23 protein-coding genes, 1 tRNA gene and 1 pseudogene are annotated in these 23,271 nt (G+C 63.5%); 13 read left to right on the top strand and 12 right to left on the bottom strand.

What is annotated here, in order from left to right; genetic code table 11:
* The first annotated feature begins 217 nt into the window (after positions 1 to 217).
* Both BSIN_RS19590 and BSIN_RS19585 read left to right on the top strand, forming a co-directional pair.
* Positions 218 to 931 carry a FadR/GntR family transcriptional regulator gene (locus BSIN_RS19590; protein WP_059518439.1) on the top strand — a complete coding sequence of 238 codons (714 nt, stop codon included), beginning with the start codon at positions 218 to 220 and terminating at the stop codon, positions 929 to 931.
* A gap of 103 nt (positions 932 to 1,034) precedes the next feature.
* Entirely contained in the window at positions 1,035 to 2,018 is a 984-nt protein-coding gene (locus BSIN_RS19585; RefSeq protein ID WP_089341685.1) for a Gfo/Idh/MocA family protein, read from the top strand.
* Positions 2,019 to 2,064: 46 nt separating this feature from the next.
* On the opposite strand, the gene BSIN_RS19580 is transcribed toward BSIN_RS19585, so the two are convergent.
* The 7 genes from BSIN_RS19580 to BSIN_RS19550 all read right to left on the bottom strand — a co-directional run bounded on the left by BSIN_RS19580 (position 2,065) and on the right by BSIN_RS19550 (position 8,089).
* Positions 2,065 to 2,724 carry an amino acid ABC transporter permease gene (locus BSIN_RS19580; RefSeq protein WP_059518437.1) on the bottom strand — a complete coding sequence of 220 codons (660 nt, stop codon included), beginning with the start codon at positions 2,722 to 2,724 and terminating at the stop codon, positions 2,065 to 2,067.
* 144 nt (positions 2,725 to 2,868) lie between these two features.
* Complete coding sequence (locus tag BSIN_RS19575) at positions 2,869 to 3,663, bottom strand: cystine ABC transporter substrate-binding protein (protein ID WP_089341681.1); 795 nt, start codon at positions 3,661 to 3,663, stop codon at positions 2,869 to 2,871.
* A 98-nt stretch (positions 3,664 to 3,761) separates the two neighbouring features.
* A complete protein-coding gene (locus BSIN_RS19570; protein ID WP_089341680.1) occupies positions 3,762 to 4,799 on the bottom strand; it encodes a quinone-dependent dihydroorotate dehydrogenase in 1,038 nt (345 codons plus the stop codon).
* A 112-nt stretch (positions 4,800 to 4,911) separates the two neighbouring features.
* Positions 4,912 to 5,742 carry an arginyltransferase gene (locus BSIN_RS19565; RefSeq protein ID WP_059518431.1) on the bottom strand — a complete coding sequence of 277 codons (831 nt, stop codon included), beginning with the start codon at positions 5,740 to 5,742 and terminating at the stop codon, positions 4,912 to 4,914.
* Between the two features lie 32 nt (positions 5,743 to 5,774).
* A complete protein-coding gene (aat, locus tag BSIN_RS19560; RefSeq protein WP_089341679.1) occupies positions 5,775 to 6,536 on the bottom strand; it encodes a leucyl/phenylalanyl-tRNA--protein transferase in 762 nt (253 codons plus the stop codon).
* 8 nt (positions 6,537 to 6,544) lie between these two features.
* Positions 6,545 to 7,090 (bottom strand): NUDIX hydrolase, encoded by a 546-nt coding sequence (locus BSIN_RS19555; protein WP_059518427.1) that lies wholly within the window; start codon positions 7,088 to 7,090, stop codon positions 6,545 to 6,547.
* 360 nt (positions 7,091 to 7,450) lie between these two features.
* Complete coding sequence (locus BSIN_RS19550) at positions 7,451 to 8,089, bottom strand: TetR/AcrR family transcriptional regulator (protein ID WP_089341678.1); 639 nt, start codon at positions 8,087 to 8,089, stop codon at positions 7,451 to 7,453.
* Between the two features lie 239 nt (positions 8,090 to 8,328).
* Here BSIN_RS19550 and BSIN_RS19545 point away from each other — a divergent pair, with 239 nt between their 5' ends.
* The 5 genes from BSIN_RS19545 to BSIN_RS19525 all read left to right on the top strand — a co-directional run bounded on the left by BSIN_RS19545 (position 8,329) and on the right by BSIN_RS19525 (position 14,542).
* On the top strand, positions 8,329 to 9,471 hold the full coding sequence (locus BSIN_RS19545) for an acyl-CoA dehydrogenase family protein (protein ID WP_089341677.1): 1,143 nt from the start codon (positions 8,329 to 8,331) through the stop codon (positions 9,469 to 9,471).
* Positions 9,472 to 9,553: 82 nt separating this feature from the next.
* The gene (locus BSIN_RS26125; protein WP_089341676.1) at positions 9,554 to 10,759 is read left to right on the top strand and encodes an acetyl-CoA C-acetyltransferase; all 1,206 of its coding nucleotides are present in this window, start codon (positions 9,554 to 9,556) and stop codon (positions 10,757 to 10,759) included.
* A gap of 3 nt (positions 10,760 to 10,762) precedes the next feature.
* Complete coding sequence (locus BSIN_RS26120; protein WP_089341675.1) at positions 10,763 to 12,889, top strand: 3-hydroxyacyl-CoA dehydrogenase NAD-binding domain-containing protein; 2,127 nt, start codon at positions 10,763 to 10,765, stop codon at positions 12,887 to 12,889.
* A 70-nt stretch (positions 12,890 to 12,959) separates the two neighbouring features.
* On the top strand, positions 12,960 to 13,271 hold the full coding sequence (locus tag BSIN_RS19530) for an SCP2 sterol-binding domain-containing protein (protein ID WP_089341674.1): 312 nt from the start codon (positions 12,960 to 12,962) through the stop codon (positions 13,269 to 13,271).
* Complete coding sequence (locus BSIN_RS19525) at positions 13,268 to 14,542, top strand: CaiB/BaiF CoA transferase family protein (protein WP_256583887.1); 1,275 nt, start codon at positions 13,268 to 13,270, stop codon at positions 14,540 to 14,542. Before BSIN_RS19530 ends, BSIN_RS19525 begins: the two co-directional genes overlap by 4 nt.
* A 285-nt stretch (positions 14,543 to 14,827) precedes the next feature.
* Here the strand turns inward: BSIN_RS19525 and acpP are convergent, their stop codons facing one another.
* The 4 genes from acpP to BSIN_RS19505 all read right to left on the bottom strand — a co-directional run bounded on the left by acpP (position 14,828) and on the right by BSIN_RS19505 (position 18,031).
* Positions 14,828 to 15,070, bottom strand: coding sequence for an acyl carrier protein (gene acpP / locus BSIN_RS19520; protein ID WP_089341673.1), 243 nt, complete (start codon positions 15,068 to 15,070; stop codon positions 14,828 to 14,830).
* A gap of 64 nt (positions 15,071 to 15,134) precedes the next feature.
* Positions 15,135 to 16,292, bottom strand: coding sequence for a beta-ketoacyl-ACP synthase III (locus BSIN_RS19515; protein ID WP_089341672.1), 1,158 nt, complete (start codon positions 16,290 to 16,292; stop codon positions 15,135 to 15,137).
* A gap of 3 nt (positions 16,293 to 16,295) precedes the next feature.
* Positions 16,296 to 17,174, bottom strand: coding sequence for a dialkylrecorsinol condensing enzyme (locus tag BSIN_RS19510; protein WP_305883048.1), 879 nt, complete (start codon positions 17,172 to 17,174; stop codon positions 16,296 to 16,298).
* 780 nt (positions 17,175 to 17,954) lie between these two features.
* Positions 17,955 to 18,031 (bottom strand) — tRNA-Met (locus BSIN_RS19505).
* 208 nt (positions 18,032 to 18,239) lie between these two features.
* Here BSIN_RS19505 and BSIN_RS19500 point away from each other — a divergent pair.
* From BSIN_RS19500 to BSIN_RS19490, 3 genes are read left to right on the top strand one after another with little or no spacing between them, the layout of a single operon-like run.
* The gene (locus tag BSIN_RS19500) at positions 18,240 to 18,737 is read left to right on the top strand and encodes a heme-degrading domain-containing protein (RefSeq protein ID WP_059518409.1); all 498 of its coding nucleotides are present in this window, start codon (positions 18,240 to 18,242) and stop codon (positions 18,735 to 18,737) included.
* A 4-nt stretch (positions 18,738 to 18,741) separates the two neighbouring features.
* On the top strand, positions 18,742 to 19,080 hold the full coding sequence (locus BSIN_RS19495) for a DMT family transporter (RefSeq protein WP_059518408.1): 339 nt from the start codon (positions 18,742 to 18,744) through the stop codon (positions 19,078 to 19,080).
* A gap of 30 nt (positions 19,081 to 19,110) precedes the next feature.
* Complete coding sequence (locus tag BSIN_RS19490) at positions 19,111 to 20,250, top strand: enoyl-CoA hydratase/isomerase family protein (RefSeq protein ID WP_089341670.1); 1,140 nt, start codon at positions 19,111 to 19,113, stop codon at positions 20,248 to 20,250.
* A gap of 86 nt (positions 20,251 to 20,336) precedes the next feature.
* Here the strand turns inward: BSIN_RS19490 and BSIN_RS19485 are convergent, their stop codons facing one another.
* Complete coding sequence (locus tag BSIN_RS19485) at positions 20,337 to 20,762, bottom strand: hypothetical protein (RefSeq protein ID WP_059570379.1); 426 nt, start codon at positions 20,760 to 20,762, stop codon at positions 20,337 to 20,339.
* A gap of 335 nt (positions 20,763 to 21,097) precedes the next feature.
* On the opposite strand from BSIN_RS19485, the gene ssuD reads away from it, so the two are divergent.
* From ssuD to BSIN_RS19470, 3 genes and pseudogenes are all read left to right on the top strand, one after another.
* Positions 21,098 to 22,255 carry an FMNH2-dependent alkanesulfonate monooxygenase gene (gene ssuD / locus BSIN_RS19480; protein ID WP_059518405.1) on the top strand — a complete coding sequence of 386 codons (1,158 nt, stop codon included), beginning with the start codon at positions 21,098 to 21,100 and terminating at the stop codon, positions 22,253 to 22,255.
* Between the two features lie 15 nt (positions 22,256 to 22,270).
* Complete coding sequence (gene ssuC / locus BSIN_RS19475; RefSeq protein ID WP_089341669.1) at positions 22,271 to 23,092, top strand: aliphatic sulfonate ABC transporter permease SsuC; 822 nt, start codon at positions 22,271 to 22,273, stop codon at positions 23,090 to 23,092.
* Positions 23,089 to 23,271 (top strand): annotated as a pseudogene (locus tag BSIN_RS19470) (ATP-binding cassette domain-containing protein); the annotation flags it as partial. The gene ssuC and the pseudogene BSIN_RS19470, both read left to right, overlap by 4 nt.

Genomic DNA, 23,271 nt, shown 5'->3' with positions numbered 1-23,271 from the left:
GAAAAGCGTGCCCGGCGGGGTTTTTGAGAAAACGAATATTTCTGGATATAGTAAGAGGGATTACCCTGTCAGGTGTTTACCAGATAGCGGAAATACGGCGAACTCAGCAACGTATCGATCATAAGAAAAAAGAGCAGAAGTTGAGAGTCGTTTCGATCAAGGGCCGGCGAGACTGCGAGGGCATTGTGCCAATACAGGTAATGTTCGGGGAGGTCTCATGGAGCAGGGAAAAGACCGGTCACTGGTCAGCAAAGTGATGGATGGGCTTGTCGCGGGAATCGTCGAGGACAAGTATGGCGGCATATTGCCGCCGCAGGATGTGCTGTCGAAGGACTTCGACGTCAGCCGCACGGTGATGCGCGAGGCGCTGTCGATGTTGCTTGCGCGCGACATGCTGGATGTGCGGCCGAAGGTCGGTACGCGCGTGCGGCCGATGCACGATTGGCGGATGATCGACGAGGACGTGGTGAACTGGCGTTTCCGCGCAAAACCGGACCCGCAGTTCATGCGCGACGTCATCGAGTTCCGCACGCTGATCGAGCCGCGTGCGACCGCACAGGCGGCGATGCGCGCGAGCACGGCGGAGATCGTAGGCATTCGCGAGGCTTTCGAGCTGTTCAAGCTTGCCGAGCCGGGTTCGTCGGCCTATGACGAGGCTGATGAGCTGCTGCATACGCGGATCGTGCATGCGAGCGGCAATCAGTTTTTCCAGCAGATGGCAGCGATCATTCGCGGCGCGCTGCGGCTCGTGAATCGCCGGATGAGCCAGCGCGAGGGCATTCGCGCGCTCGCGTTCAAGTCGCACGCGCGGGTGGTCGAGGCGATCGAGCGGCGCGATGCACGCGAGGCGGAAGCCGCCGCGCTCGATCTGATCGGCTACACGGTGGAGGAGATGCGCGACTTCGCGGTGGAGCTGCCCGAACGGGGCTGATCGCGTCGGTGTATCGCCGTGGCGCATGCCGGCCGTTTATCATGGCGGCCGGCCCGGCTTTTTGCTTTACGCCGGCTCGTTCAGCGACACGGAATCCTCATCGATGACCGAACATCCTCCGGCGCCGATTCGTTTCGGCATTGTCGGCGCGGGCAGCATCGCGCGCAGGTTTGCTCAAGGGCTTGCGCATGTGCGCGCCGCCGCGCTTGCGCACGTCTGGGCGCGCCGCGCCGACGCGGCCGCCGAATTTTGCCGTGAACACGGAGGCGCATGCGTCGGCAGCTTCGACGCGCTGCTTGCTTCCGATATCGACGCTGTCTATATCGCGACGCTCAACGACAGCCATGCGTACTACGCGCGCGCGGCGCTCGACGCCGGCAAGGCGGTGTTGTGCGAGAAGCCCGCGACCGTCAATGCACGGGAACTCGAAACGGTGCTCGCCGCCGCGCGCTCCTCGCAGCGTCTGTTCATGGAGGCGATGAAGCCGGCGTTTTATCCGCTATACCGGAAATTGCGCGCGCATCTGGCCAGCGACCCGATCGGCGGCATCGCGCTCGTGCGCGCCGGCTGCGCATCGTCGACGGTGCCCGCCGGGCATCCCGTCTATCGCGCGGAGCAGGCGGGCGGCGCGCTGCTCGATATCGGCATCTACGAAATGTTCCTGGCGGTCGACTGGCTTGGCGCCATGCTCGATATGCAGACGTTCGGCCGTGTCGGCGCAACCGGCGTCGACGTGTTCGCGAGCGTCAACGCACGGCACGAGCGCGGCATATCGCAGCTCTTTTGCGGACTCGACGTGATGGGGCGCGGCGACGCTTTGCTTGCCGCCAGCGGCGGCACCGTAACCATTCACGAGAACTGGTGGAATCCGGCGCGGGCGACGATCCGTTATGCGGACGGCCGCGTCGTCGAGCTTGACGAGCCGTTCGACGGCGGCGGCCTCAATTACGAAGCCGCGCATTTCTGCGAGCTGCTGCGCGCGGGGGCGCTCGAAAGCCCGGTGATGACGCACGATCATTCCCGCCGGATGATCGCGATGACCGATGCGGCGCGCGCGGCGCTCGGCGTGCGCTATCCGATGGACTGACGCCGCTCGCCGCGCGCGGGCCGGCATCGCGCCGGCCTGGGCGCGCTCAATGCCGGCCCGGCAGCGCGAGCCGTCGCTCGTACCAGCGCTGCGCCCATTCGAGGAGCTGGCACAGCACCCAATAGACGGCCGCCGCGGCGAGATAGAGCGGCAGCGGCTGATAGGTCGAGGCGATGATCTCCTGCGCGCTGCGCAGCAGTTCGGTGACCGTGATCACCGAGACGAGCGAGGTGTCCTTGATCAGGCTGATGAGGCTGTTCGACAGGCTCGGCACCGCAATGCGCAGCGCCTGCGGCCCGATCACGTGGCGCAGCGTCTGCCGCCACGACAGCCCGAGGCTGTAGGCGGCGAGCCATTGCCCCTTATCGATGCCGTTGATCGCACCGCGCATGCTTTCGGACAGATACGCGGCAACGTTCGCGGACAGCGCGATCACGCCGGCGGGTGTCGGATCGAGCGACAAGCCCAGGCTTGGCAGTCCGTAATAAATGACGAAAATCTGCACGAGCAGGGGCGTGCCGCGCATCACGCTGACGTAGGCGCGCGCGAGGCCGGCAACGAACGCGTTGCCGCCGATGCCCATCAGGGCGAGCACGACACCGCCGGCGAGGCCGACCACCATCGAGAGCGCGGCGAACTTGACGGTCAACAGCGCGCCCTGCAGCAGGACCGGAAGCGATTGGACGAGGAGGGAAGTGGTCGACATGTGAAGCGTGGCGAGGCTTGCGCGAAAGCGCAATCATAAACCGGACGCGCAATGCAAAGGGCGGCATCGTCATACGTGCCGCCCTGGTTTGCCGCAGGCTGCGCGCGGCAAGCCGCGCGCTTGGCCGGACGAGGCGTTGACCGGTTACTTGGCGGGTTTCGTCACGTCGATGCCGAACCACTTGTCCGAGATCTTCGTGAACGTGCCATCGGCTTCGAGCTGCGTCATCGCATCGGCGATCGCCTTGGCGAACTTCGGATTGCCCTTCTTGAAAGGAATGCCCGACGGGTTGGCCGAGCCGACGTTCGCGCCCGGGCGCAGCGGCAACTGCGAGTTCTTCATCAGGTACGCGAGCATCAGGCGGTCGTTGAGCGCCGCGTCGAGACGCCCGGCGGCCAGATCGCGCAGATACTCGGGCGCGCCCGGATAGGTCTTCACGTCGATGCCCGGTATCGACTTGGCCATGTCCATATAGTTCGTGCCGAGCGCGACGCCGAGCTTCTTGCCCTTGAGCGCATCGAGCGACTTGAACTCGCGGGTATCGTCCTTGCGCTGGATGAGTTGCGCGTTCGAGTACGTGTAGGCCGGGGAGAAGTCGAGCGTTTCGCGGCGCTTGTCGGTGATGCCGACCTGGTTGACGATCACGTCGAACTTGCCGGCCTGCAGGCCGGCGATGATGCCGCTCCATTCGGTGGTCACGAACTCGGGCTTCACGCCGAGCTTCGCCGCGATGGCCTTTGCGATATCGACGTCGAAGCCGACGAGATCGCCTTGCGCGCTCTTCGAGTTGAACGGCGGGAACGTGCCTTCGAGGCCGATGCGCAGCGTGCCGCGTTGTTTGACCTCATCCAGCAAGTCGGCCGCGTGTGCAGTCGCGCCGATGAGCGACGCGCCGATCAGGCCGGCAGCCATGAGTTTCTTCAGCAATGCGAATTTCATCGTGTTGTTTCCTCCGCCTCGGGTAAGGCACGGGTATCGGGACCGGGATGATAGCTAAATAGCAATCGATAGCTAAATATAGTTTGTTTATTTCTATATCAACGGGCGTGATGGTGGGCGAGCGCCTTTGCGCATTCGGCGACGAGCGCCGGACCGCGGTAGATGAAGCCCGTGTAGAGCTGCACGAGCGACGCGCCCGCGGCGAGTTTCGCACGCGCATCGTCGCCCGAGAAGATGCCGCCGACGCCGATGATCGGGATCGCGTCGCCCAGTTCCGCGCGCAGCTTGCGGATCACCGCGTTCGACGCGTCGAGCACCGGCCTGCCGGACAGCCCGCCTGCCTCGTCCGCGTACGGCAGCCCCTTGACCGCTTCGCGCGACAGCGTCGTATTGGTCGCGATGACTGCTTCGATGCGGTGGCGCAGCAGCATCGAAGCGATTTCCTTGACCTGCTCGTCGTCGAGATCGGGCGCGATCTTCAGCGCGAGCGGCACGTGCTTGCCGTGCAGGTCGGCCAGGCGCTGCTGCTTGTCCTTGAGGGCGGCGAGCAGCGAATCGAGTTCGTTCGCGCCTTGCAACTGGCGCAGGTTCTTGGTGTTTGGCGACGAGATGTTGATCGTCACGTAGCTCGCGAACGGATAGACGCGCTCGAGGCAATACAAGTAATCGTCCGCCGCGCGCTCGATCGGCGTATCGGCGTTCTTGCCGATGTTCAGGCCCAGCACACCCCGGTAGCGGGCCGCCTGCACGTTCCTGACGAACTGCTCGACGCCGCCGTTGTTGAAACCCATCCGGTTGATCAGCGCCCCCGCGTCGGGCAGCCGGAACATGCGCGGGCGCGGATTGCCGGGCTGCGCCCGCGGCGTGACCGTGCCCACCTCGATGAAGCCGAAGCCGAGCGCGGCGAGCCCGTCGATGCACGCGCCGTCCTTGTCGAGGCCGGCCGCGAGGCCGACCGGATTGCGGAACGTCAGCCCCATTACCGTGCGGGGCGCATCGGGCACGCGCGCGGCGAGCGCGCAGGCGAGACCGGAGCGGCCGGCGACGCCGAGCATGCGCAGCGTCAGATGGTGAGCGTCTTCCGCATCCATCTTGAAGAGGGACGCGCGCGCGAGTGGATAAAGGGAGCTGAACACGGGACGGAAGGCAGCAGCCGAAAAATTGACAACCCGTTATTTTAGCCGAGATGCGCTGCCGCGCCCGCCGCGCGGCGGGACGGCCTCATCCGGGCGGTTCAGGCGGCGGGCGTCAGCGCGTGCCGGAATGGCCGCCCGGCAGCGGCGCACGCGCGAGCGCGGCGTCGACGGGGGGCAGATCGACGTGCGCCGGATCGAGCACTTTCCAGCGGCCGTCGACGAGACCCTCCAGCGGATGGAAGTTGGCCTTGTACGCCATTTTCTGACTTTCCCCGATCCAGTAGCCCAGATAGACGTATGGCAGACGCAGGCTCTTGGCCTGCTCGATTTGCCAGAGAATGTTGTAGGTGCCGTAGCTCGCGTGGACGTCGTCCGGATCGAAGAACGTATAGACCGACGACAGCCCGTCGCCGAGGATGTCGATCATGCTGACCATGCGCAGCCTGCCCACGTCGCTCGCCGGCGGTTCGTGATCGCGAAATTCGACGAGCCGCGAATTGATCCGGCTTTGCAGCAGAAACTGTTCGTATTGGTCGCGGCTGTCGCGATCCATTCCGCCGCCCGCGTGGCGGGCCGACTGGTAGCGCATGTAGAGCGCGTAGTGCTCCTCGTCGTAATGCAGCGGGGAAACCGTCGCGACGAGTGTCCGATGGCGTTTCCACGTGCGCCGCTGCGTGCGGTTCGGCGTGAACGCGTCGGTCGGCACGCGCACCGGCACGCATGCGCGGCAACCGTCGCAATAGGGCCGGTACGTGAACACGCCGGAGCGCCGGAAGCCTGCTTTCACGAGTTCGGTGTAGATGTCCGAATTGATCAGGTGGCTCGGCGTGGCCACTTGCGAGCGCGCGATCCGGCCGTCCAGATAGCTGCACGGGTAGGGGGCGGTTGCATAAAATTGCAGCGCCGAAAGGGGTGAAAGCGGCAGCTCAGTGGGATGAGTCATGGGCGGCTCTCAATGTCTCGTGTCATGCGAAGCTAACGGCCGGCGGCACCCGTCGCCGCCATGCGGCGGCCGAGCAAGCTGGCGATGGCGGTCTTGTCGAATCGCCACGGAATCGCGGGTTGCGCCGCCGCACGGCGCACATGCGCGACAAACGCGCGGCGCGTGATTTCGCGACCGCCGAGCGATGCCAGATGCGACGTGTTTTGCTGGCAGTCTATCATTTCCACTTTATGATCGAGTAGATGCGCGACGAGCGCGGCGAGCGCAATTTTCGACGCGTCGGCGACATTCGCGTACATCGATTCGCCGAAGAACATCCGGCCGAACGATACGCCATAGAGACCGCCCACCCGTTCGCCGTCGAGCCAGGTTTCGATGCTGTGTGCATCGCCCGCACGGTGCAGCGACGAATACGCGTCGACGATCTCCGGCGTGATCCATGTGCCTTGCTGTCCGCGGCGCGGCGCTTGCGCGCAGGCGCGCATCACGCCGGCAAAATCGTGATCGACGCGGATTTCCCAGCGCGGATCGCGCAGCACGCGCTTGAGCGTTTTTCTGAACGTGGCCGAAACCCGGAACTCGGCCGGCGCGAGAATCATTCTCGGATCGGGGCTCCACCACAGCACCGGCTGCCCGTCCGAGTACCACGGGAAGATGCCGTGGCGGTACGCGTCGACGAGGCGCGCCGGCGGCAGATCGGCGCTCGCCGCGAGCAGGCCGGGCGCGCCGCTCGCCGCGCCGAGCGCGTGCTCGACGCTCGGAAACGGATCGCCGGGGCCGAGCCAGGGGACCATGCGCGCGCCTAGCCGTTGCGCAGCGAACGGAAGATATCGCCGGTATGGATGCCGTAATCGCCGGCTTCGCGATCGGCGAAGAAAAAGCGCAGCGTTTGGCTGACAGTCGGAAACGCGATGTCGTCCCACGGAATGTCGGCCTCGTCGAAAAGACGCACCTCGAGGCTTTCCTCGCCCGCCTCGAACGCCGGATCGACAAGCCGCGCAAGGTAGAACAGATGCACCTGATGAACGTGCGGCACGTTCAGCAGCGAAAACAGGTTTTGCACCTCGACGCGCGCACCCGCTTCCTCCAGCGTTTCGCGCGCGGCGGCTTCGGCCGTCGTCTCGCCCATTTCCATGAAGCCCGCGGGCAGCGTCCAGTATCCGTAGCGCGGCTCGATCGCGCGGCGGCACAGCAGCACCTGATCGCCCCAGACGGGGATCGTGCCGACGACGTTGCGCGGGTTCTGATAATGGATCGTGCCGCAATGGTCGCAGACGAAGCGCTCGCGATTGTCTCCAGGCGGGATGCGCGCGATCACTTCGTGGCCGCAAACGGAGCAGAATTTCATAGAAACGGGTTCGCAAAGAGTGATGCGAGTGTATCACCGGCAGGCGGCATTCTCGAACGCCGCGCAGGCCGGGAGTGGCGGCTGCGTATGCGCGCCGCGCCGGCGCCGCCGGGCGCGCGGCGGCTGTGATGGCGGCAGGCACCGGACTTTCGCCGGGTTTGCCGGGTGTTTGCGCGCGGTTCGCGGGATGTTCGCTGCTTGGCGGCGGTGCATGACGGTTCGCGGCGGCCGCTGCCGATGCAAACCGGTAAGTCGTGCCGGCTGCCGGACGAAGCGCCGCGCGTCCGACAATAGAGCGGGCCTTGATGCGACGGCGCGTGCCGGGCCGTTTGAAACGCCGGGTTTGTCGCGCCAGCCGCGCTAGCCGCGTTCGCTCTTTCCCTCGCGCGGGGGATGAGGGTGCGGATGAGGATTCGCGATTGCCCGCCACAGCATTTCAAACAGTGCATTCGATCGTTGCGCATTCGATTGCTTGATGCGGCGGATTTGATGCATTTGAACGAAACGGAACACGACGCCGTAGATGAAATCGAGGATGGCGACCTTGTCGACTTCGTTCGTCAGGATGCCGCTTGCCTGCCCTTCGGCGATCATGTCGAGCACGACCCGGCTCACCTCGGGCTGCTTGAATGAAATGTCGTTCATCCAGCGCTGGAAATGCACGGTTTCCATGAACAGCTTGATGAAATTGTCATGGCGCTCGAAGAAATCGAGCATGAGCCAGAACACCTTTCTCATCCGGTCCTTGTAGCTTTCAATCGCCTGCAGGTGATCGATGATCCGGTCGCCGAGATGCTTGAGCACGCGCCCGGCACAGGCGAGCCACAGATCCTCCATGCTGCCGTAATACCGGTACAGCGTTTGCAGTGAGCAATGCGCTTGCGCCGCGACTTCGACGAAGGAAATCTCGTCGGGCGATTTGTGCGTGGCGAGCCGCATGGTGGCCTCTTCGATGCGAGCCTCGACCGTCGGCCTGCGTTTCGTCGGTGTTTCACCCATCGTTTTCAGGATTGGTTGAGTCTAATGTGTAATGAAATTACATTTTAGATATCAATTCGCGTTTACCCTTGTATTTGAATATTGACGGGGATTTTCCCCGAAATATACGATGCATTCGCCAATTTGATTTTAATGAAATTTATTTAAGTGTAAATAAATTACACATATGGGTGAGTGCCGGATGCGTGTGATCCACGCGTAGCGGCAAGTGCCGGTCGATTTCCCTCGGAGACGTTTTCATGATTCCTCGCACCCTGTTTGGCCCCGAGCACGAAGAGTTCCGCCGGCAGTTCCGACGCTTTCTCGAGCAGGAGGTCACGCCGAATCGCAAGCGCTGGGAAGCGCAGCAGCATGTCGATCGCGATATCTGGAAGCGCGCGGGCGAACTCGGTTTTCTGTGCACGGCGATTCCCGAGGAATACGGCGGCGCAGGCGGCGACCGCCTGTATTCGACGATCCTGATCGAGGAGGCCGCGTATGCGTGCGACAGCAGCCTCGGCTTCGCGCTGCATTCGGACATTTGCGCGCCGTATATCCTCAATTTCGGCACCGACGAGCAGAAACGCCACTGGCTGCCCAAGCTCGCCAGCGGCGAAGTCATCAGCGCGATCGCGATGACCGAGCCCGGTACGGGGTCGGATCTGCAGGCGGTCAAGACCGCCGCCGTCGCCGACGGCGACGACTACGTGATCAACGGCAGCAAGATCTTCATCACGAACGGTTATCTGAGCGATCTCGTGATCGTCGTCGCGAAGACGGGCGGCAGCGGAAAGGGCTCGCAAGATATCTCATTGATTCTCGTCGAGGCGGATCGCCCGGGCTTCACCAAAGGCCGGCCGCTCGAGAAGATCGGCATGAAGGGGCAGGATACGGCCGAGCTGTTCTTCTCGGACGTGCGCGTGCCGCGCTCGAATCTGCTCGGCAGCGTCGAAGGGCAGGGCTTCATCATGCTGATGAAGGAGCTTGCGTGGGAGCGGATGATCATTGCGATCACGTCGCAGGCCGCGGCCGAGACGAGTTGGCGGCTCGCGAAGGATTATACGGATCAGCGCAATGTGTTCGGCAAGCCGGTCGCCGCTTATCAAAACACCCGCTTCAAGCTCGCCGAGATGCGTGCCGAGATCGCGATCGGCAGGGTATTCGTCGACCGGTGCCTGGAGCTTGTGCTGAAGAACGCGCTGGCGCCGGATGCGGCGGCTGCCGCGAAATTCTGGATCACCGAGATGCAAAGCCGCGTGACCGACCAGTGCCTGCAATTGCACGGCGGCTACGGCTACATGCTCGAATACCCGATCGCGCGCATCTATGCGGATACGCGCGCGCAACGCATCTACGGCGGCACCAACGAAATCATGCGCGAGCTGGTCGCGCGGTTCATGTAGCGCGGCCGGCGCCTGGCATGCCGGACATGCGGGATGCCAGCGCTGAAGCGATTCCCCTCGTCCACTCCTGCGGAACGGACCCATGACAGACGCATTCATCTATGACGCCGTGCGCACGCCGCGCGGCAAGGGCAAGAAGGACGGCAGCCTGCATCAGATCACACCGATCCATCTGCTGAAGAATCTCTACGATGCGCTGCGCGAGCGCAACCGGCTCGACACGAGCCGGGTCGATGACGTCGTGCTGGGCGTGGTCACCCCGATCGGCGAGCAGGGCTCGAATCTCGCGCGCGTATCGGTGCTGTACGCGGGGTGGGACGAGCGCATCGCGGGCGTCACGCAGAACCGCTTCTGCGCGTCCGGGCTCGAATCCGTGAATCTGGCCGCGATGAAGGTCATGTCGGGGCAGGAGGATCTCGTCGTCGCGGGCGGTGTCGAGAGCATGTCGCGCTGGACGATGGGCTCGGACGGCGGCGCGTGGTACATGGACCCGCGTGTCAACGATGCGCTGCAGTTCGTTCCGCAGGGCATCGGCGCGGACGTGATCGCGACGCAGATGGGCTACAGCCGGCAGGATGTCGACGCATTCGCGCTGCGCTCGCACCAGCGCGCCGATGCCGCGCGCCGCGAAGGGCGCTTCGCGCGCTCGCTCGTACCGGTGCGCGACGTCAACGGCGTGGCGGTGCTCGAGCGCGACGAGACGATCCGCCCAGATACGTCGCTCGAGAAGCTGGGCGCGCTCGAGCCGTCGTTCGCGATGATCGGCCAGATGGGGTTCGATGCGACCGCGCTGCGCAAGTACACCGAACTGGAAGCCGTCGATCACGTGCATCACGCCGGCAACTCGTCGGGCATCGTCGACGGCGCCGCGCTGATGCTGATCGGCAGCCGTGACGCCGGCGTACAGCAGGGGTTGAAGCCGCGCGCGCGAATCCGCGCGACGGCCGTGATCGGCTCCGACCCGACCATCATGCTGACGGGCACGACGCCGGCTTGCCGCAAGGCGCTTGCCAAGGCCGGCATGAACGCGGGCGATATCGACCTCGTCGAGGTCAACGAGGCATTCGCCGCGGTGCCGATGCGCACCGCCCACGAACTCGGCATCGGGCTCGAGCGCGTCAACGTCAACGGCGGCGCGATTGCGATGGGCCATCCGCTCGGCGCGACCGGCTGCATGCTGCTTGGCACCGCGCTCGACGAGCTCGAGCGCACCGATCAATCGACCGCGCTCGTCACGCTTTGCGTCGGCGCGGGCATGGGTATCGCCACCATCATCGAACGGGTTTGAGCCATGACGACGCATGCCATTCATACCGAGCTGGACCACGACGGCATCCTGACCGTCACGATCGACTTGCCGGGCCGCAGCATGAACGTGCTCGACGACGCGTTCGCCGGGGCGTTCGAAGCGGTGCTCGCGCGTATCGAAGCCGATCAGGCGGTCAACGGCGCGGTCATCACCTCGGGCAAGGCGGATTTCATTGCCGGCGCGGATATCGACCGGCTGTACGCGATCGACATGCCGCAACAAGCGATGCAACTGGCCGACGATTACAAGGCGCTGCTGCGCCGCATCGAGAAAAGCGGCAAGCCGGTCGTGGCCGCGCTCAACGGCACCGCGCTCGGCGGAGGCTACGAGCTTGCGCTCGCGTGCCACCACCGGATTGCAATCGACGATGCGAAGCTGCAGGTCGGCTTGCCTGAGGTCAAGCTCGGCCTGTTGCCGGGCGGCGGCGGCACGCAGCGTCTGCCGCGCATGATCGGCATTCAGCGCGCACTGCCGTTGCTGCTCGAAGGCACGACGCTGCGTGCGGAAAAAGCGCTCGCCGAAGGGCTGATCGATGCGCTCGCGGCCAACCGCGACGAACTTCTGGCGAGCGCGAAAGCCTGGGCGCGGGCGAATCCCAAGCCGGTTCAGCCTTGGGACCGCAAGGATTTCCGCATTCCGGGCGGGGATTCGAAGCATCCGGGCGTCGTGCAGGTGTTCTCGATCGCCCCGGCGATCGCGAGCGCGAAAACCCAGCGCCTGTATCCGGCCGCCACCGATATCCTGTCGTGCGTATTCGAAGGCTGTCTGCTCGATATCGACAGCGGGCTGCGTGTCGAAAGCCGCTATTTCGCGCATGCGGCAACGTCGCAGGTTTGCCGGAACATGATCGGGACGTTCTGGTATCAGCTCAATGCGCTGAAGAAGGGCGCGTCGCGGCCGGCCGGCGTGCCGGCGTCGCGCGTCGGCAAGCTGGGCGTGCTCGGCGCGGGCATGATGGGGGCCGGCATCGCGTATGCCGCGGCGAAGGCAGGCATCGACGTGGTGCTCAAGGACGTGTCGAAGGAAGCCGCCGAAAAGGGCCGCGACTATTCAGCGCAATTGCTCGACAAGGCGATTGCGAGGCGGCGCAGCACGCCGCAGAAGAAGGAGGCGCTGCTCGCGCGCATCCATCCGAGCGCCGATGCGGCCGATCTGGCGGGCTGCGACTTGATCATCGAAGCCGTGTTCGAGGACCGCGACCTCAAGGCGCGCGTGACGCAGGAGGCCGAGGCGGTGATGGCGCCGGACGGCGTGTTCGCGTCCAACACGTCGACGCTGCCGATCACCGGGCTCGCCGAGGCGTCGAGCCGCGCCGAGCGGTTCGTCGGCATCCACTTCTTCTCGCCGGTCGACAAGATGCCGCTCGTCGAGATCATCCGCGGCGCGAAGACGTCGCCGGAGACGATCGCGCGCGCGTTCGACTTCGTGTTGCAGATCGGCAAGACGCCGATCGTCGTCAACGACGGGCGCGGCTTTTATACGTCGCGCGTGTTCTCGCGCTATATCGCCGAGGGCGCGCGTCTCGTCGCCGAGGGCCAAAACCCGCGGCGCGTCGACATGGCCGCGGTCAAGGCCGGCATGCCGGTCGGCCCGCTCACCGTGCTCGATGAAGTGAGCCTGACGCTGCCGCTCGCGATCATGACCCAAACCCAGAAGGATCTTGGCGACGCGTACCAGCCAAGCGGCGCGGAAGACACGCTGCGCACGCTGGTTGAGCTTGGGCGTACCGGCAAGAAGGACGGCCGCGGCATTTACGACTACGGCGCCGGCGGCAAGCGCGTATGGCCCGAACTCGGCCGGCATTTCGCGCCGCAAGCGCCGCTCGACGAGCACGAAATCGCCGAGCGGGTGCTGTTCGCGCAGGCGCTCGAGGCCGTGCGCGCGTTCGACGAGCAGATCGTCACGAAGGTGGCCGACGCGAACATCGGCAGCGTGTTCGCGCTCGGCTTCTGTCCGCAGCACGGCGGCGTGCTGCAATACATCAACGCTTACGGCGTGAAGGCGTTCGTCGCGCGGGCGCAGGCGCTCGCGCAGCGTTATGGCGAGCGCTTCGCGCCGCCGGCGTCGCTGCTCGATATGGCCGAGCGCGGAGCCGTTTTCGCCGATTGATCGCGACCCGGGCGCGCTTGCGCATTTGCGCGCCCGCCTATCGGCGTGTCATCACCCTTCAGGAGACACCATGAATGCAGTCGACGCGCTTCAGCAACTGCCGACCCTCTACCGCGGCGGCGACCACGTCAATAAGACGATCCAGTTCGACATTTCGCAGCCGACGTATCTGCGCATCCGCGACGGCCAATGCTCGGCCGTCGAAGGACAGGCCGACGACGCAGATTTGACGCTGCGGCTGTCCGACGACGATCTGGTCGATCTGCTGAGCGGCAAGCTCGACAGCACGATGGCCGTGATGAGCGGCAAGTTGAAACTGTCGGGAGACGTCATGCTGGCTCAGCAGATCGAAACCTTGTTCGATACGAAATCGCTGCTTTGAGCACGCCGCCGAACGCCGATTCCCATCCGACGATGGAGACTTGCCCCGCCAATCCGCTGCTGCGCGGCGTGCGCGTGCTCGATTTGTCGCGCTTGCTGCCCGGACCGTTCTGTTCGCTTTATCTGGCGCAACTCGGCGCGGACGTGATCAAGATCGAGGCGCCCGGCGGCGACTACGCGCGCGCGTCGGCCGAGCTTTTCGAGCAGGTGAATCGCGGCAAGCGCTCGATCACGCTCGATCTGCGGCAGTCCGACGACGTCGCGCGTTTCAAGGCGCTGGTTGCCGAGGCGGACGTCGTGCTCGAATCGTTCCGCCCGGGGGTGATGGACAAGCTCGGCTGCGGCTACGACACGTTGAAGCGGATCAACCCCCGCCTCGTCTATGCGGCGCTGACCGGATATGGCCAGACAGGGCCTTACCGCGATCGGGCGGGCCATGACGTGAACTATCTGGCGATCGCCGGCGTGCTCGACCAGATCGGCGCGCACGGCGGCCCGCCGGCGATGTCGAACCTGCAGATCGCCGATCTTGCCGGCGGTTCGCTGACGTGCGCGATCGGCATCCTGGCGGCGCTGTTCGGTGCGCGTGCGTCGGGTGTGGGTTCGTTCGTCGATGTCGGGATGGCCGATGGTTCCGCCGCGCTGCAAGTGATGGCGCTGGCCGCATTGCGTCAGCACGGCGCGGCGTTGCCGCGTGGCTGCGACGTTTTCACGGGCGCGCTGCCGAACTATGCGATCTACCGATGCCGCGACGGGCGCCATCTCGCGATCGGCGCGCTGGAGCCGAAATTTTTCCGCGCGTTGCTCACGGGCATCGCGCCGGCGCTGCCGGGGTGGGTGAACCGCGTTGTCGCGCGCAAGCTTGCGCCGCGGCCGGCCGGCGCGCCGGGCGCTGCGCCCGACGATCCACAGGCCGCCGCTCGCGCGAAGCTGCAGCCGTTCGGCAAGACAACAACCGATCCGCGCGATGCGCGCCGCATGCTCGCGCCGCTGCGCTGGCTGCTCACGCTGCTGTTCTTGACGAGGCCGCGCGATGCGTGGGTCGAACTGCTCGAGGCGGCCGACGCGTGCGTGACGCCGGTTCTGACGCTCGGCGAGGCGCTGGACAACGCGCAGTTGCGCGCACGCGGCATGGTATTGGATGACGGCGGCAAGCCGGCATTCAACCTGCCGATCTTTTTCGACAATGCGTGCGCGACACATGGCCCGAGCCCGGCGCTGGGCGCGGACAACGACGGGGTGCTGGGCGCGCTCGCGCAAACGATGCGATAGATTCTGCCGCGCGCTTCGAAGGGGCGATGCGCGTGATTTCGGGCAAGCGGCTCGATTGCGCGCCGCCCGAAATTGCTTTCTCTGAGTCTATTTCTGGACCGTGTGTCTTTTCTGAATCGATTTGATACAAGGCATTCCGGGAAGCGAAATTTCAACCCGAACACGTTGCAGTTCTCAACTTGAGTTCTCCGATGCCGGTCAATCCACTGGGCGCCGCGTCATTTTCTGAACGAATCGGTGTCGAGCTGCGCTTCGCTTATCTGCCTAGGTGCTTATCTGCTTAGGTTATTCACGGCTTGTCACGGCTCGTATGTAATCAACGACCTGTTGCGGCGTTTCGAGTTTATCCGCCTCACTATTGGGAATCGAAATGCCAAGCTCCTCCTCAAGCGTCATGAACAGTTCCACCCGATCGAGGGAGTCGGCACCCAAGTCGTGAATGAAAGAGTCGGTGAGTTTAATATCTGCTGCGTCGAGGCCCAGTTGCTTGGCAGTGACATTTTTGACTTTTTGCGCAATGCCGTCCATTTTTCCATTTCCTTTATTGGCAAGAAAAATTAAAAGGCCGGTTTGGATGAGTGTGGAGATGATCCTATTCTTCAGTCACGGTCAGATGCATAAACGCACTCGAGAAACGTCCGCTTTCCGGTACGAAGCACAAGATTCGCTGGCCTGAGGCAAGATTTCCTCGTTTGAGTAAATCGTCCAACATGATGTAAATAGAGGCGGCGCCAGTATTTCCTTTGGTCGTGAGATTCGTGAACCAGTTTTTTTCAGGAATAGGGAGGCCGATTTCATCGAGTGCCTGGAAAATAGGCTTGCGGAAATATTCGGATGACATGTGGGGCAGGAACCAATCGATGTTTTTGGCGAACAAGCCTCGCTTCGCGATGACTGTCCGCAGCGGTTTGCTCAGCGTGTGTGAAACAACGTTTTCATTGAGCAATCGGACATCCTGCTTGATTGCGAAAATGGAGCGCGATGCTTGCTCTTCAGGCGAGAAATTCCGCCAGCCGACCATATTTCCTTCGTCGTTTTTCTCCGCGCCAGCATACATGCACGTGGGCAATACGTGCGCGTACGAGAATATGTCGATCCAATCGATTTTCAGCGACAGCGAATTTTTGCGCGGCTGATTTTCGATCAGAACCGCGCCCGCGCCATCGGACAGCATCCAGCGCAGGAATTCTTTCTCGAATGCGATTTCGGGGCGCCGGTGCAGTTCGTCGAGCAGCGTTTCGTTTTCCTTTTCGAAGTTGCGTGCGTGCAAGTGCACGGATAGCACTTCGGATGCGGCCGTGACAGCATTGCACGTGTTGCCTGACGTGACGGATAAATAGCCATACTTCAAAGCCGTCATGCCGGCGACGCAAATGCCGGAAGTCGCGACTACCTCGCATGCCGGCATGCCGAGCTGGCCATGAACCATTACTCCGTGATTGGGCATGAGCTGGTCGGGCAGTGTGGTGCCGGTCGACAGGCATTCGATTTCATCGATGGAAAATCGATCGTCACATAAGCCTTTGATCGCTTTGACGGTGATATCGGCGTTGCTGTATTGCGGCAGGCCGCTTTCGGCATCCAACACATAATGGCGCTGTTTGATGCCGTTGTTGCGCAGAATGATCGGGCGGGCACGGGACGGCTGACCTCCGATGTATCCGAGTACTTTTTCGATATGGTCGTTATCGATGGGGTTGCCAGGCATAAAACTGGAGACGCGGGTGATATAGGCGGGACGGAGACTCATTGTTTACCTCGATTGGTTAAGGTGACGACTCGATCCAGAGGGCTGCTCGTAGTAGCGTTGCATGCTGTCGAGGCGACCTCGCATGAACAGGCGGATTATCTGACGCACGAAAGAAGAGACAGGAAGAATGAATAGAATGGCGACGACGAGCCAGATCGCGAAAGCGAACAGCATGGCGTGTCTTGCCCAAGGGCCGATTGTTCCGGCTCGCATGATAGCGGCCGACCAGACGCGAAATCCCCGATAGGCGATGCGCTCGCTCAGGATGATCGAGGGGTTGACGGTAACGGCGCCGAGTCCGCTCAGCATTGGCTTCGTATGACGCTCGAGGTCGCCGTTTTTCAACGCAAGTTTGATGGCATCGCCGAAGCGTGTGGCACCGGTGGCGTCGGCAAGCGATACGCCCGCTCGCGGCAGCCCCAGCCACGGGCCGCGTTTGCCTGTCATCATCCAACGTGGAGTGGTGATCAAAGTTTTCCATGTCGGCGCCCGATCGGTCAGTGCGACGTTGTCGCGCAGGTGCGCGCCGGCTTCTTGCAGAAGCCGCTTCACCGTCTGCTGCGCAGTGAGCCACATATTTCGGCAGACAACGACGGTGACGACAGGGCGTCCCTTTAATAAGCGCCGACCCTCGTCGCTTTTCAGAAATGCCGTGACCGGTGGCGAAGGACTGAGATACCAGACCTGATAAAACAGAACGATCAAATCGAACGGCTTTTCGTGGTCGAGTTCGAATGGCTCGAGCGCTGGAGGAACGAGCCTGACTGTTTCAGGAAGAATATTCAGAAATTGCCAGAGTGACCACGGAAACGAATAAGCGGGAATAGGCTTTAATATTAGGTTGCGAATCGTAATTTCGCTGGCTGATTCGAGTGGTTGCATGAAATTATTCGCAACTTCGGTTAATTGGCCGCTTTGCGAATATTGAATGGTGAGAATTCTTTTTCCTGGCATTTTGTTAATCTAGTAATTTGGTTATATCGGGAAGCGGGGTCAGCATATTTCCTTTGGATCAATTTGATTTGGGCTTGTCGATATTGTAGGAGTGGGGAGGCAGGAAAAAAATTGAGTTGTGGAAAAAATTTTATTTTCTTGAATTTAAATTTGATGGGTCGATTTTTGTTTTGCTTTTTTGTGATTTTTTTGTTGGTTTTTGATGATTGATTTTTATTTATTTTGCTTGGAATTGATGAATTGTGGATATGATCTTGACTTATTATTCTGGAGACGGCCAGGTTTGACCTGGCACCTGGGAACTGGATTGCGCTTGGTGACGAATCCGCGCTTATCGGCGGTGGAGGTGGCCTTTACGTTGCTGCTCCGTATCGGTGGGGCTTCGACACCGTGGCTGAGATCGTTCGATGGCTTGATTGATTACAGCGGCATGTGCATGCGGCGCATGCGAGTGTGGCTGCCTCGGGGGATTTGTCAGTCAAAATCAACCGCGGATTGTGGCCGAACTGCCGGGCTTGCTGCGCGACATTTCGTGCGGATTCAGCTAGACGAGCCCATGCAAAGCAATACCGCAACACATGGCGCAGATGCAAAAGCGGCGAGGGGAAGGGAAATGATGAGATCAGGTCGAAAAAGCCGATGCGACCGATGTCCACACCAAGTTCGACTGGCCGAAAGAAAGGCCGAGAATTTGACGAACACTCGGTATGGTTGCGGGGGTAGGATTTGAACCTACGACCTTCGGGTTATGAGCCCGACGAGCTGCCAGACTGCTCCACCCCGCGTCCGACGAAAAACAAAATTATAAAGAGCTTTTCGAGGCAAAGCAATTCCTTTTCGACGATTTTCTTTCGCGCACGGGGTTCGGGGACGGCTGCCGACGGACGCTGAGCTAGAATCGAGCGGTTCTCACTGCCGTTGCATGCCGATGGCGCGCGCAGTCGGCTCTCTCTATTTTTTGTTTCCACAGACGGATGCACGCACGCTTCATTCATGGATATCGCTCTCGATCTACAGTCGATCGCCGCGCAGGAAAAGGCGCTCGTGTTCCCGCAATTTGATGCCGCGCAGGCATGGGCGCTCGGTGCCCGCTTGCGCGAGCTTGCGCTCGCGCGTGGCCACGCGGTCGCCATCGACGTGCGCACGTTCGGCCTGCCGCTGTTCTTCGCGTCGCTCGACGGCGCGACGCCCGACAACGTCGATTGGACGCGTCGCAAGAGCAATACCGTTGCGCACTTCCGGCGCAGTTCATACGCACTCGGCCTGCGCATGCAGCAGGCGGGAACGACGCTCGCCGATAAGCATGGTCTGCCCGCGACCGAATATGCGTCGCATGGCGGCGCGTTTCCGCTGACTGTCGCGAGCGCAGGCGTGATCGGCTCGGTGACCGTGTCGGGGCTGCCGCAGCGCGCCGATCACGAACTCGTTGTCGAGGCGTTGTGCGCGCAGCTCGGCCATGCCTACGACGCATTGGCGTTGCCGAAAGCCTGACGCGATGCGAGTGCCCGGTTACGCATGGCTCGTGATCGCGATCGTCGCCGAGGTGATCGGCACGTCGGCGTTGCGCGCCGCGGACGGCTTCACGAAGCTCGGCCCGACGTTGATCGTCGCGATGGGGTACGGCATCGCGTTTTATTGTTTGTCGATGACGTTGAAGAGCATGCCGGTCGGCATCGTCTATGCGATCTGGTCGGGCGCGGGCATCGTGCTGATCACGCTCGTCGCGCTCGTGCTCTATCGGCAGGTGCCGGACTGGCCCGCGATCATCGGGCTCGCGCTGATCATCTCGGGCGTCGCGGTGCTCAATCTTTTTTCCAATATGCAGGCGCATTGACGGCGCTTGCCCGTACTTCCTGGCGCGGATATGAACGCTTCTTGTCTTGATTCGTCCGGGGCCGACGTGCGCGCCCAGGTGGCGAACCGCATCGGCTTTCTCGAACTGCGCCGGCCGCAGGCGCTCAATGCGCTGTCGACTGGAATGATCCGCGCGTTGCATCGCGCGCTCGATGCGTGGCGCGACGATCCGGGCGTGCTCGCGGTCGTGATCCACAGCCCGCATCCGCGCGCGTTCTGCGCGGGCGGCGACGTGCGCTTCTTCTACGATGCGCACCAGCGCGGCGACCGGCAGGCGATCGATACGTTCTTCATCGACGAGTACACGCTGAACCATGCGATCTTCACGTATCCGAAGCCGTATATCGCGCTGATGCACGGCGTCGTGATGGGCGGCGGCATGGGAATCTCGCAGGCCGCGCGGCGCACGGGCGGGCTGCGCGTCGTGACCGATTCGACGAAGATGGCGATGCCGGAAACACGGATCGGGCTTTTTCCCGATGTCGGCATGAGCTGGTTTCTGGCGCGCACGCCGGGTGCGCTCGGCCGTTATCTGGCAGTCACGGGCGCGACGCTCGACGCGGCGGGCGCGTTGTATGCGGGGCTTGCGGATGCGTATCTGCCGGACGCGGCGTTGCCCGCGTTGCTCGATATGCTGCGCACCGAGTGGTTTGACGACGGCGCGGCGGTGACGGCGCGCGTGGCGGCCGAAGCGGCGCGGCACACGCCTGCGCCGGCGCCCGGCACATCAGCGCTTGGCGCCGCGCACGCGTCGATCGACCGGCATTTCGCCGAACCGGACATCGCCGCGATTGCCGCGTCGCTCGACAGCGAACGCGACAGCGCGGTGCGCGCCGCGTGGGTCGATCGCGTTCGCGACGCGATGCGCGGCCCGCTGTCGCCGCTGTCGATGGCCGTGTCGCTCGAGGTCGTCGAGCGCGCGCGCGGCGCGACGATGGCCGATTGCCTGCGGCGTGATCTGGATTTGACGCGCTCGACGTTTGCGCGCGGCGACGTGATCGAAGGCGTGCGCGCGGTCATCGTCGACAAGGACCATGCGCCGAAGTGGCGCTATTCGACGATCGCCGATGTGCCGGTGCAGGAAGTCGCGCACATGTTCGACAGCCCGTGGGCAGCCGATGCGCATCCGTTGAAGGCGCTGCGCGATTGACGCGCGAGCATTCCGGATTGCCGATATCGCCGGCGCGATGGCTCGATGCCGGTCTCACGCCGCGCTCACATCGCGGCCGGGCCGCCTCATGCGGCGTCGCGGTCCGACATGAAGGCGCGCATGAATACGAGCGCGCCCCAGCCCCAGATCGCGTTTGTCACGAAGCCGACGGCCAGCGGCGGCAGCATGTTGCCGGCCGGCCAAATGCCGCGCAGCGGATCGATGGCGAAAACGCGCGCGGCGGTGAGCGCGACGCCGCCAAACACGAGCGACGGCACCCAAGGCGCCGAGCGTTCGGGCGATATGCGCAGCAGCCAAGCCATCAGGATCGCCCAGCATGCGCTCATGATCGCGTTCGCGACGAATTCAGGAATGCCGAGCGGTGCGAACGGCACGGTCGAGAAACCGGTCGCGTCGATGAGGCCGGCAGTGTGCAGAAGCGTGAGAGTCGCTTCGCGAAAGAAGAAGGCGGCGAGAAAACCGGACAGAAACGGCAGGATTATTTTCTGCATCAGGAGTGCCACGGAAGGGCGCGGCGCCGTCGGGCGCGCGCCGGGTTGTTCATTGCCCGCCATTATATAGACGCGTATGCGCCGACATTCGTTGCAGCAGCACGCTAAGCACGAAAGCGGAAAACCTAAGCTCAAAAAAATCGTTCCTAAACGATATCGCGCTCCCTAGACTGATTTCCCGGAGTCGGCCGGGCCGGCTTGCGTGCGTACCGCATGCAGCGCGCCGCTCGAGGCGAGTGCTCCGTTCATTCGCCAGCGCCGCGCGTGGCACGCGGCGGTGCGCAGCCGCATCGACATCGACCTTTTTTGCACGATCAGTCAGGCAGGAGCATTGCATGAATGTGTTTTGGTTCATCCCCACGCATGGCGACAGCCGCTATCTCGGCACGGCCGAAGGCGCGCGCGCGGCGGACTACGATTACTTCCGGCAGGTGGCGGTTGCGGCCGACACGCTCGGCTACGACGGCGTGCTGCTGCCGACCGGCCGCTCGTGCGAGGATGCGTGGGTGGTCGCCTCGAGTCTGATCGCGCAGACCAAGCGCTTGAAGTTCCTCGTGGCGATCCGGCCGGGGCTGTCGTCGCCGGGGCTTTCCGCGCGGATGGCGTCGACTTTCGACCGTTTGTCCGACGGGCGTCTTCTGATCAACGTCGTGGCGGGCGGCGACGCGGCCGAACTCGAAGGCGACGGTCTGTTCGTCGATCACGACACGCGTTACGCGATAACCGACGATTTCCTGCATATCTGGCGCAAGCTGCTTACCGAATCGCACGAGAACGGCAGCGTGGATTTCGACGGCAAGCATTTGCAGTCCAAGGGCGGCAAGCTGCTGTATCCGCCCGTTCAGCGTCCGCATCCGCCGCTGTGGTTCGGCGGTTCGTCGCCGGCCGCGCACCAGATCGCGGCCGATCACGTCGATACGTACCTGACCTGGGGCGAGCCGCCCGATGCGGTCGCAGCGAAGATCGCCGATATTCGCGCGCGCGCAGCCGAGCGCGGCCGTCAGATCAAATTCGGGATTCGGCTGCACGTGATCGTGCGCGAGACCGAGGACGAAGCGTGGCGCGATGCGGAGCGCCTGATCAGCCGGCTCGACGACGATACGATCGCCCGCGCGCAGCAGGCATTCTCAAAAATGGATTCCGAGGGGCAGCGCCGGATGGCTGCGCTGCACGGCGGCAAACGCGGTTCGCGGCAGGAACTTGAGGTGTATCCGAACGTGTGGGCGGGCGTCGGTCTCGTGCGCGGCGGCGCCGGCACGGCGCTCGTCGGCAATCCCGAGCAGGTCGCCGCGCGGATGCGCGAATACGCGTCGCTCGGCATCGAAACGTTCATCCTGTCCGGCTATCCTCACCTGGAGGAGTCGTACCGCTTTGCCGAACTCGTGTTCCCGCTCGTCAAGGGCGACGGCCCCGCGCGTCGCGCGGGGCCGCTATCCGGGCCGTTCGGCGAAGTCGTCGGCAATCAATATTTGCCGAAGGCGAGCGCGAGCTGACGCGGGGGCATCGAGATGACATCCTCGTTCCGTTCGCAGCCGAGCCTCGCGGCGCGCCGCGCCGGCCAAGCAGCACGCGCGGTCGCGCCGTGGCTCGTGCCGCTGCTGCTGGTGCTGGTGTGGGAATTCGCCGCGCGCTCGGGCGCGCTGTCGAACCGCGTGCTGCCCGAGCCGCTCGCCGTTGTGCGCGCCGCGTGGGCGCTCGTCGAATCGGGCGACATGTGGGCGAACGTGAAGGTCAGCACGTGGCGCGCGCTCGCGGGCTTTGCGATGGGCGGCGGAGTCGGGCTCGCGCTCGGGCTGGCGACCGGATTGTCGAAGCCGGCCGAGATCGCACTCGATTCGACGATCCAGATGATCCGCAATATTCCCGCGCTTGCGACGATTCCGCTCGTGATCCTGTGGTTCGGCATCGACGAGAAGGCGAAACTTTTTCTCGTCGCGCTCGGCGTGTTCTTCCCGGTTTATATCAACACGTATCACGGAATCCGCTCGGTCGATCCGGGCCTCGTCGAGATGGCGAAGAGCTACGGCGTGAAGGGTTTCGCGCTCTATCGCGACGTGATCCTGCCGGGGGCGCTGCCGTCGATTCTCGTCGGCGTGCGCTTCGCGCTCGGGCTGATGTGGGTGATGCTGATCGTTGCCGAAACGATCTCCGCGCAATCGGGCATCGGCTACATGACGATGAACGCGCGCGAATTCTTGCAAACCGATGTGGTGCTGGTCGGCATCCTGCTGTATGCGGCGCTCGGCAAGTTCGCCGACGTGTTCGCGAAGTGGCTCGAGCGCGCGTTGCTGCGCTGGCACCCCGCGTATCAACCGGGAGGTCGAGCATGAGTGCAACCACGCTGGCCGCGTCGTATGGTCCGATCGCGGGCGCCGATCTCGAGGCCGAACTCGTCCAGCCGCGCACCGCCGACGGCGAAGCGCGGGATGCCGCGATGCGTGAGCAGGACGGCGGTGCGCAGGCGCGGCCGCCGGCGGCCAATGGCGGGCTGTCGCGGGCCGGCCGTGAC

The organism is Burkholderia singularis (genome assembly GCF_900176645.1).
GTDB lineage: Bacteria > Pseudomonadota > Gammaproteobacteria > Burkholderiales > Burkholderiaceae > Burkholderia > Burkholderia singularis.
Note: the sequence above shows the minus strand (reverse complement) of the source record. Positions and strands in the feature narration are given on the sequence as shown.

Excerpts from the sequence above, each read along its gene's own strand:
- BSIN_RS19550 (WP_089341678.1), bottom strand. The coding sequence starts at position 8,089 with ATGGGTGAAACACCGACGAAACGCAGGCCGACGGTCGAGGCTCGCATC.
- BSIN_RS19555 (WP_059518427.1), bottom strand. The coding sequence starts at position 7,090 with ATGAAATTCTGCTCCGTTTGCGGCCACGAAGTGATCGCGCGCATCCCG.
- BSIN_RS19515 (WP_089341672.1), bottom strand. The coding sequence starts at position 16,292 with ATGAGTCTCCGTCCCGCCTATATCACCCGCGTCTCCAGTTTTATGCCT.
- BSIN_RS19575 (WP_089341681.1), bottom strand. The coding sequence starts at position 3,663 with ATGAAATTCGCATTGCTGAAGAAACTCATGGCTGCCGGCCTGATCGGC.
- BSIN_RS19545 (WP_089341677.1), top strand. The coding sequence starts at position 8,329 with ATGATTCCTCGCACCCTGTTTGGCCCCGAGCACGAAGAGTTCCGCCGG.
- BSIN_RS19500 (WP_059518409.1), top strand. The coding sequence starts at position 18,240 with ATGGATATCGCTCTCGATCTACAGTCGATCGCCGCGCAGGAAAAGGCG.
- aat (WP_089341679.1), bottom strand. The coding sequence starts at position 6,536 with ATGGTCCCCTGGCTCGGCCCCGGCGATCCGTTTCCGAGCGTCGAGCAC.
- BSIN_RS19485 (WP_059570379.1), bottom strand. The coding sequence starts at position 20,762 with ATGCAGAAAATAATCCTGCCGTTTCTGTCCGGTTTTCTCGCCGCCTTC.
- BSIN_RS26125 (WP_089341676.1), top strand. The coding sequence starts at position 9,554 with ATGACAGACGCATTCATCTATGACGCCGTGCGCACGCCGCGCGGCAAG.
- BSIN_RS19585 (WP_089341685.1), top strand. The coding sequence starts at position 1,035 with ATGACCGAACATCCTCCGGCGCCGATTCGTTTCGGCATTGTCGGCGCG.
- BSIN_RS19530 (WP_089341674.1), top strand. The coding sequence starts at position 12,960 with ATGAATGCAGTCGACGCGCTTCAGCAACTGCCGACCCTCTACCGCGGC.
- acpP (WP_089341673.1), bottom strand. The coding sequence starts at position 15,070 with ATGGACGGCATTGCGCAAAAAGTCAAAAATGTCACTGCCAAGCAACTG.
- BSIN_RS19510 (WP_305883048.1), bottom strand. The coding sequence starts at position 17,174 with ATGCAACCACTCGAATCAGCCAGCGAAATTACGATTCGCAACCTAATA.
- BSIN_RS26120 (WP_089341675.1), top strand. The coding sequence starts at position 10,763 with ATGACGACGCATGCCATTCATACCGAGCTGGACCACGACGGCATCCTG.
- ssuC (WP_089341669.1), top strand. The coding sequence starts at position 22,271 with ATGACATCCTCGTTCCGTTCGCAGCCGAGCCTCGCGGCGCGCCGCGCC.
- BSIN_RS19565 (WP_059518431.1), bottom strand. The coding sequence starts at position 5,742 with ATGACTCATCCCACTGAGCTGCCGCTTTCACCCCTTTCGGCGCTGCAA.
- ssuD (WP_059518405.1), top strand. The coding sequence starts at position 21,098 with ATGAATGTGTTTTGGTTCATCCCCACGCATGGCGACAGCCGCTATCTC.
- BSIN_RS19590 (WP_059518439.1), top strand. The coding sequence starts at position 218 with ATGGAGCAGGGAAAAGACCGGTCACTGGTCAGCAAAGTGATGGATGGG.
- BSIN_RS19495 (WP_059518408.1), top strand. The coding sequence starts at position 18,742 with ATGCGAGTGCCCGGTTACGCATGGCTCGTGATCGCGATCGTCGCCGAG.
- BSIN_RS19490 (WP_089341670.1), top strand. The coding sequence starts at position 19,111 with ATGAACGCTTCTTGTCTTGATTCGTCCGGGGCCGACGTGCGCGCCCAG.
- BSIN_RS19580 (WP_059518437.1), bottom strand. The coding sequence starts at position 2,724 with ATGTCGACCACTTCCCTCCTCGTCCAATCGCTTCCGGTCCTGCTGCAG.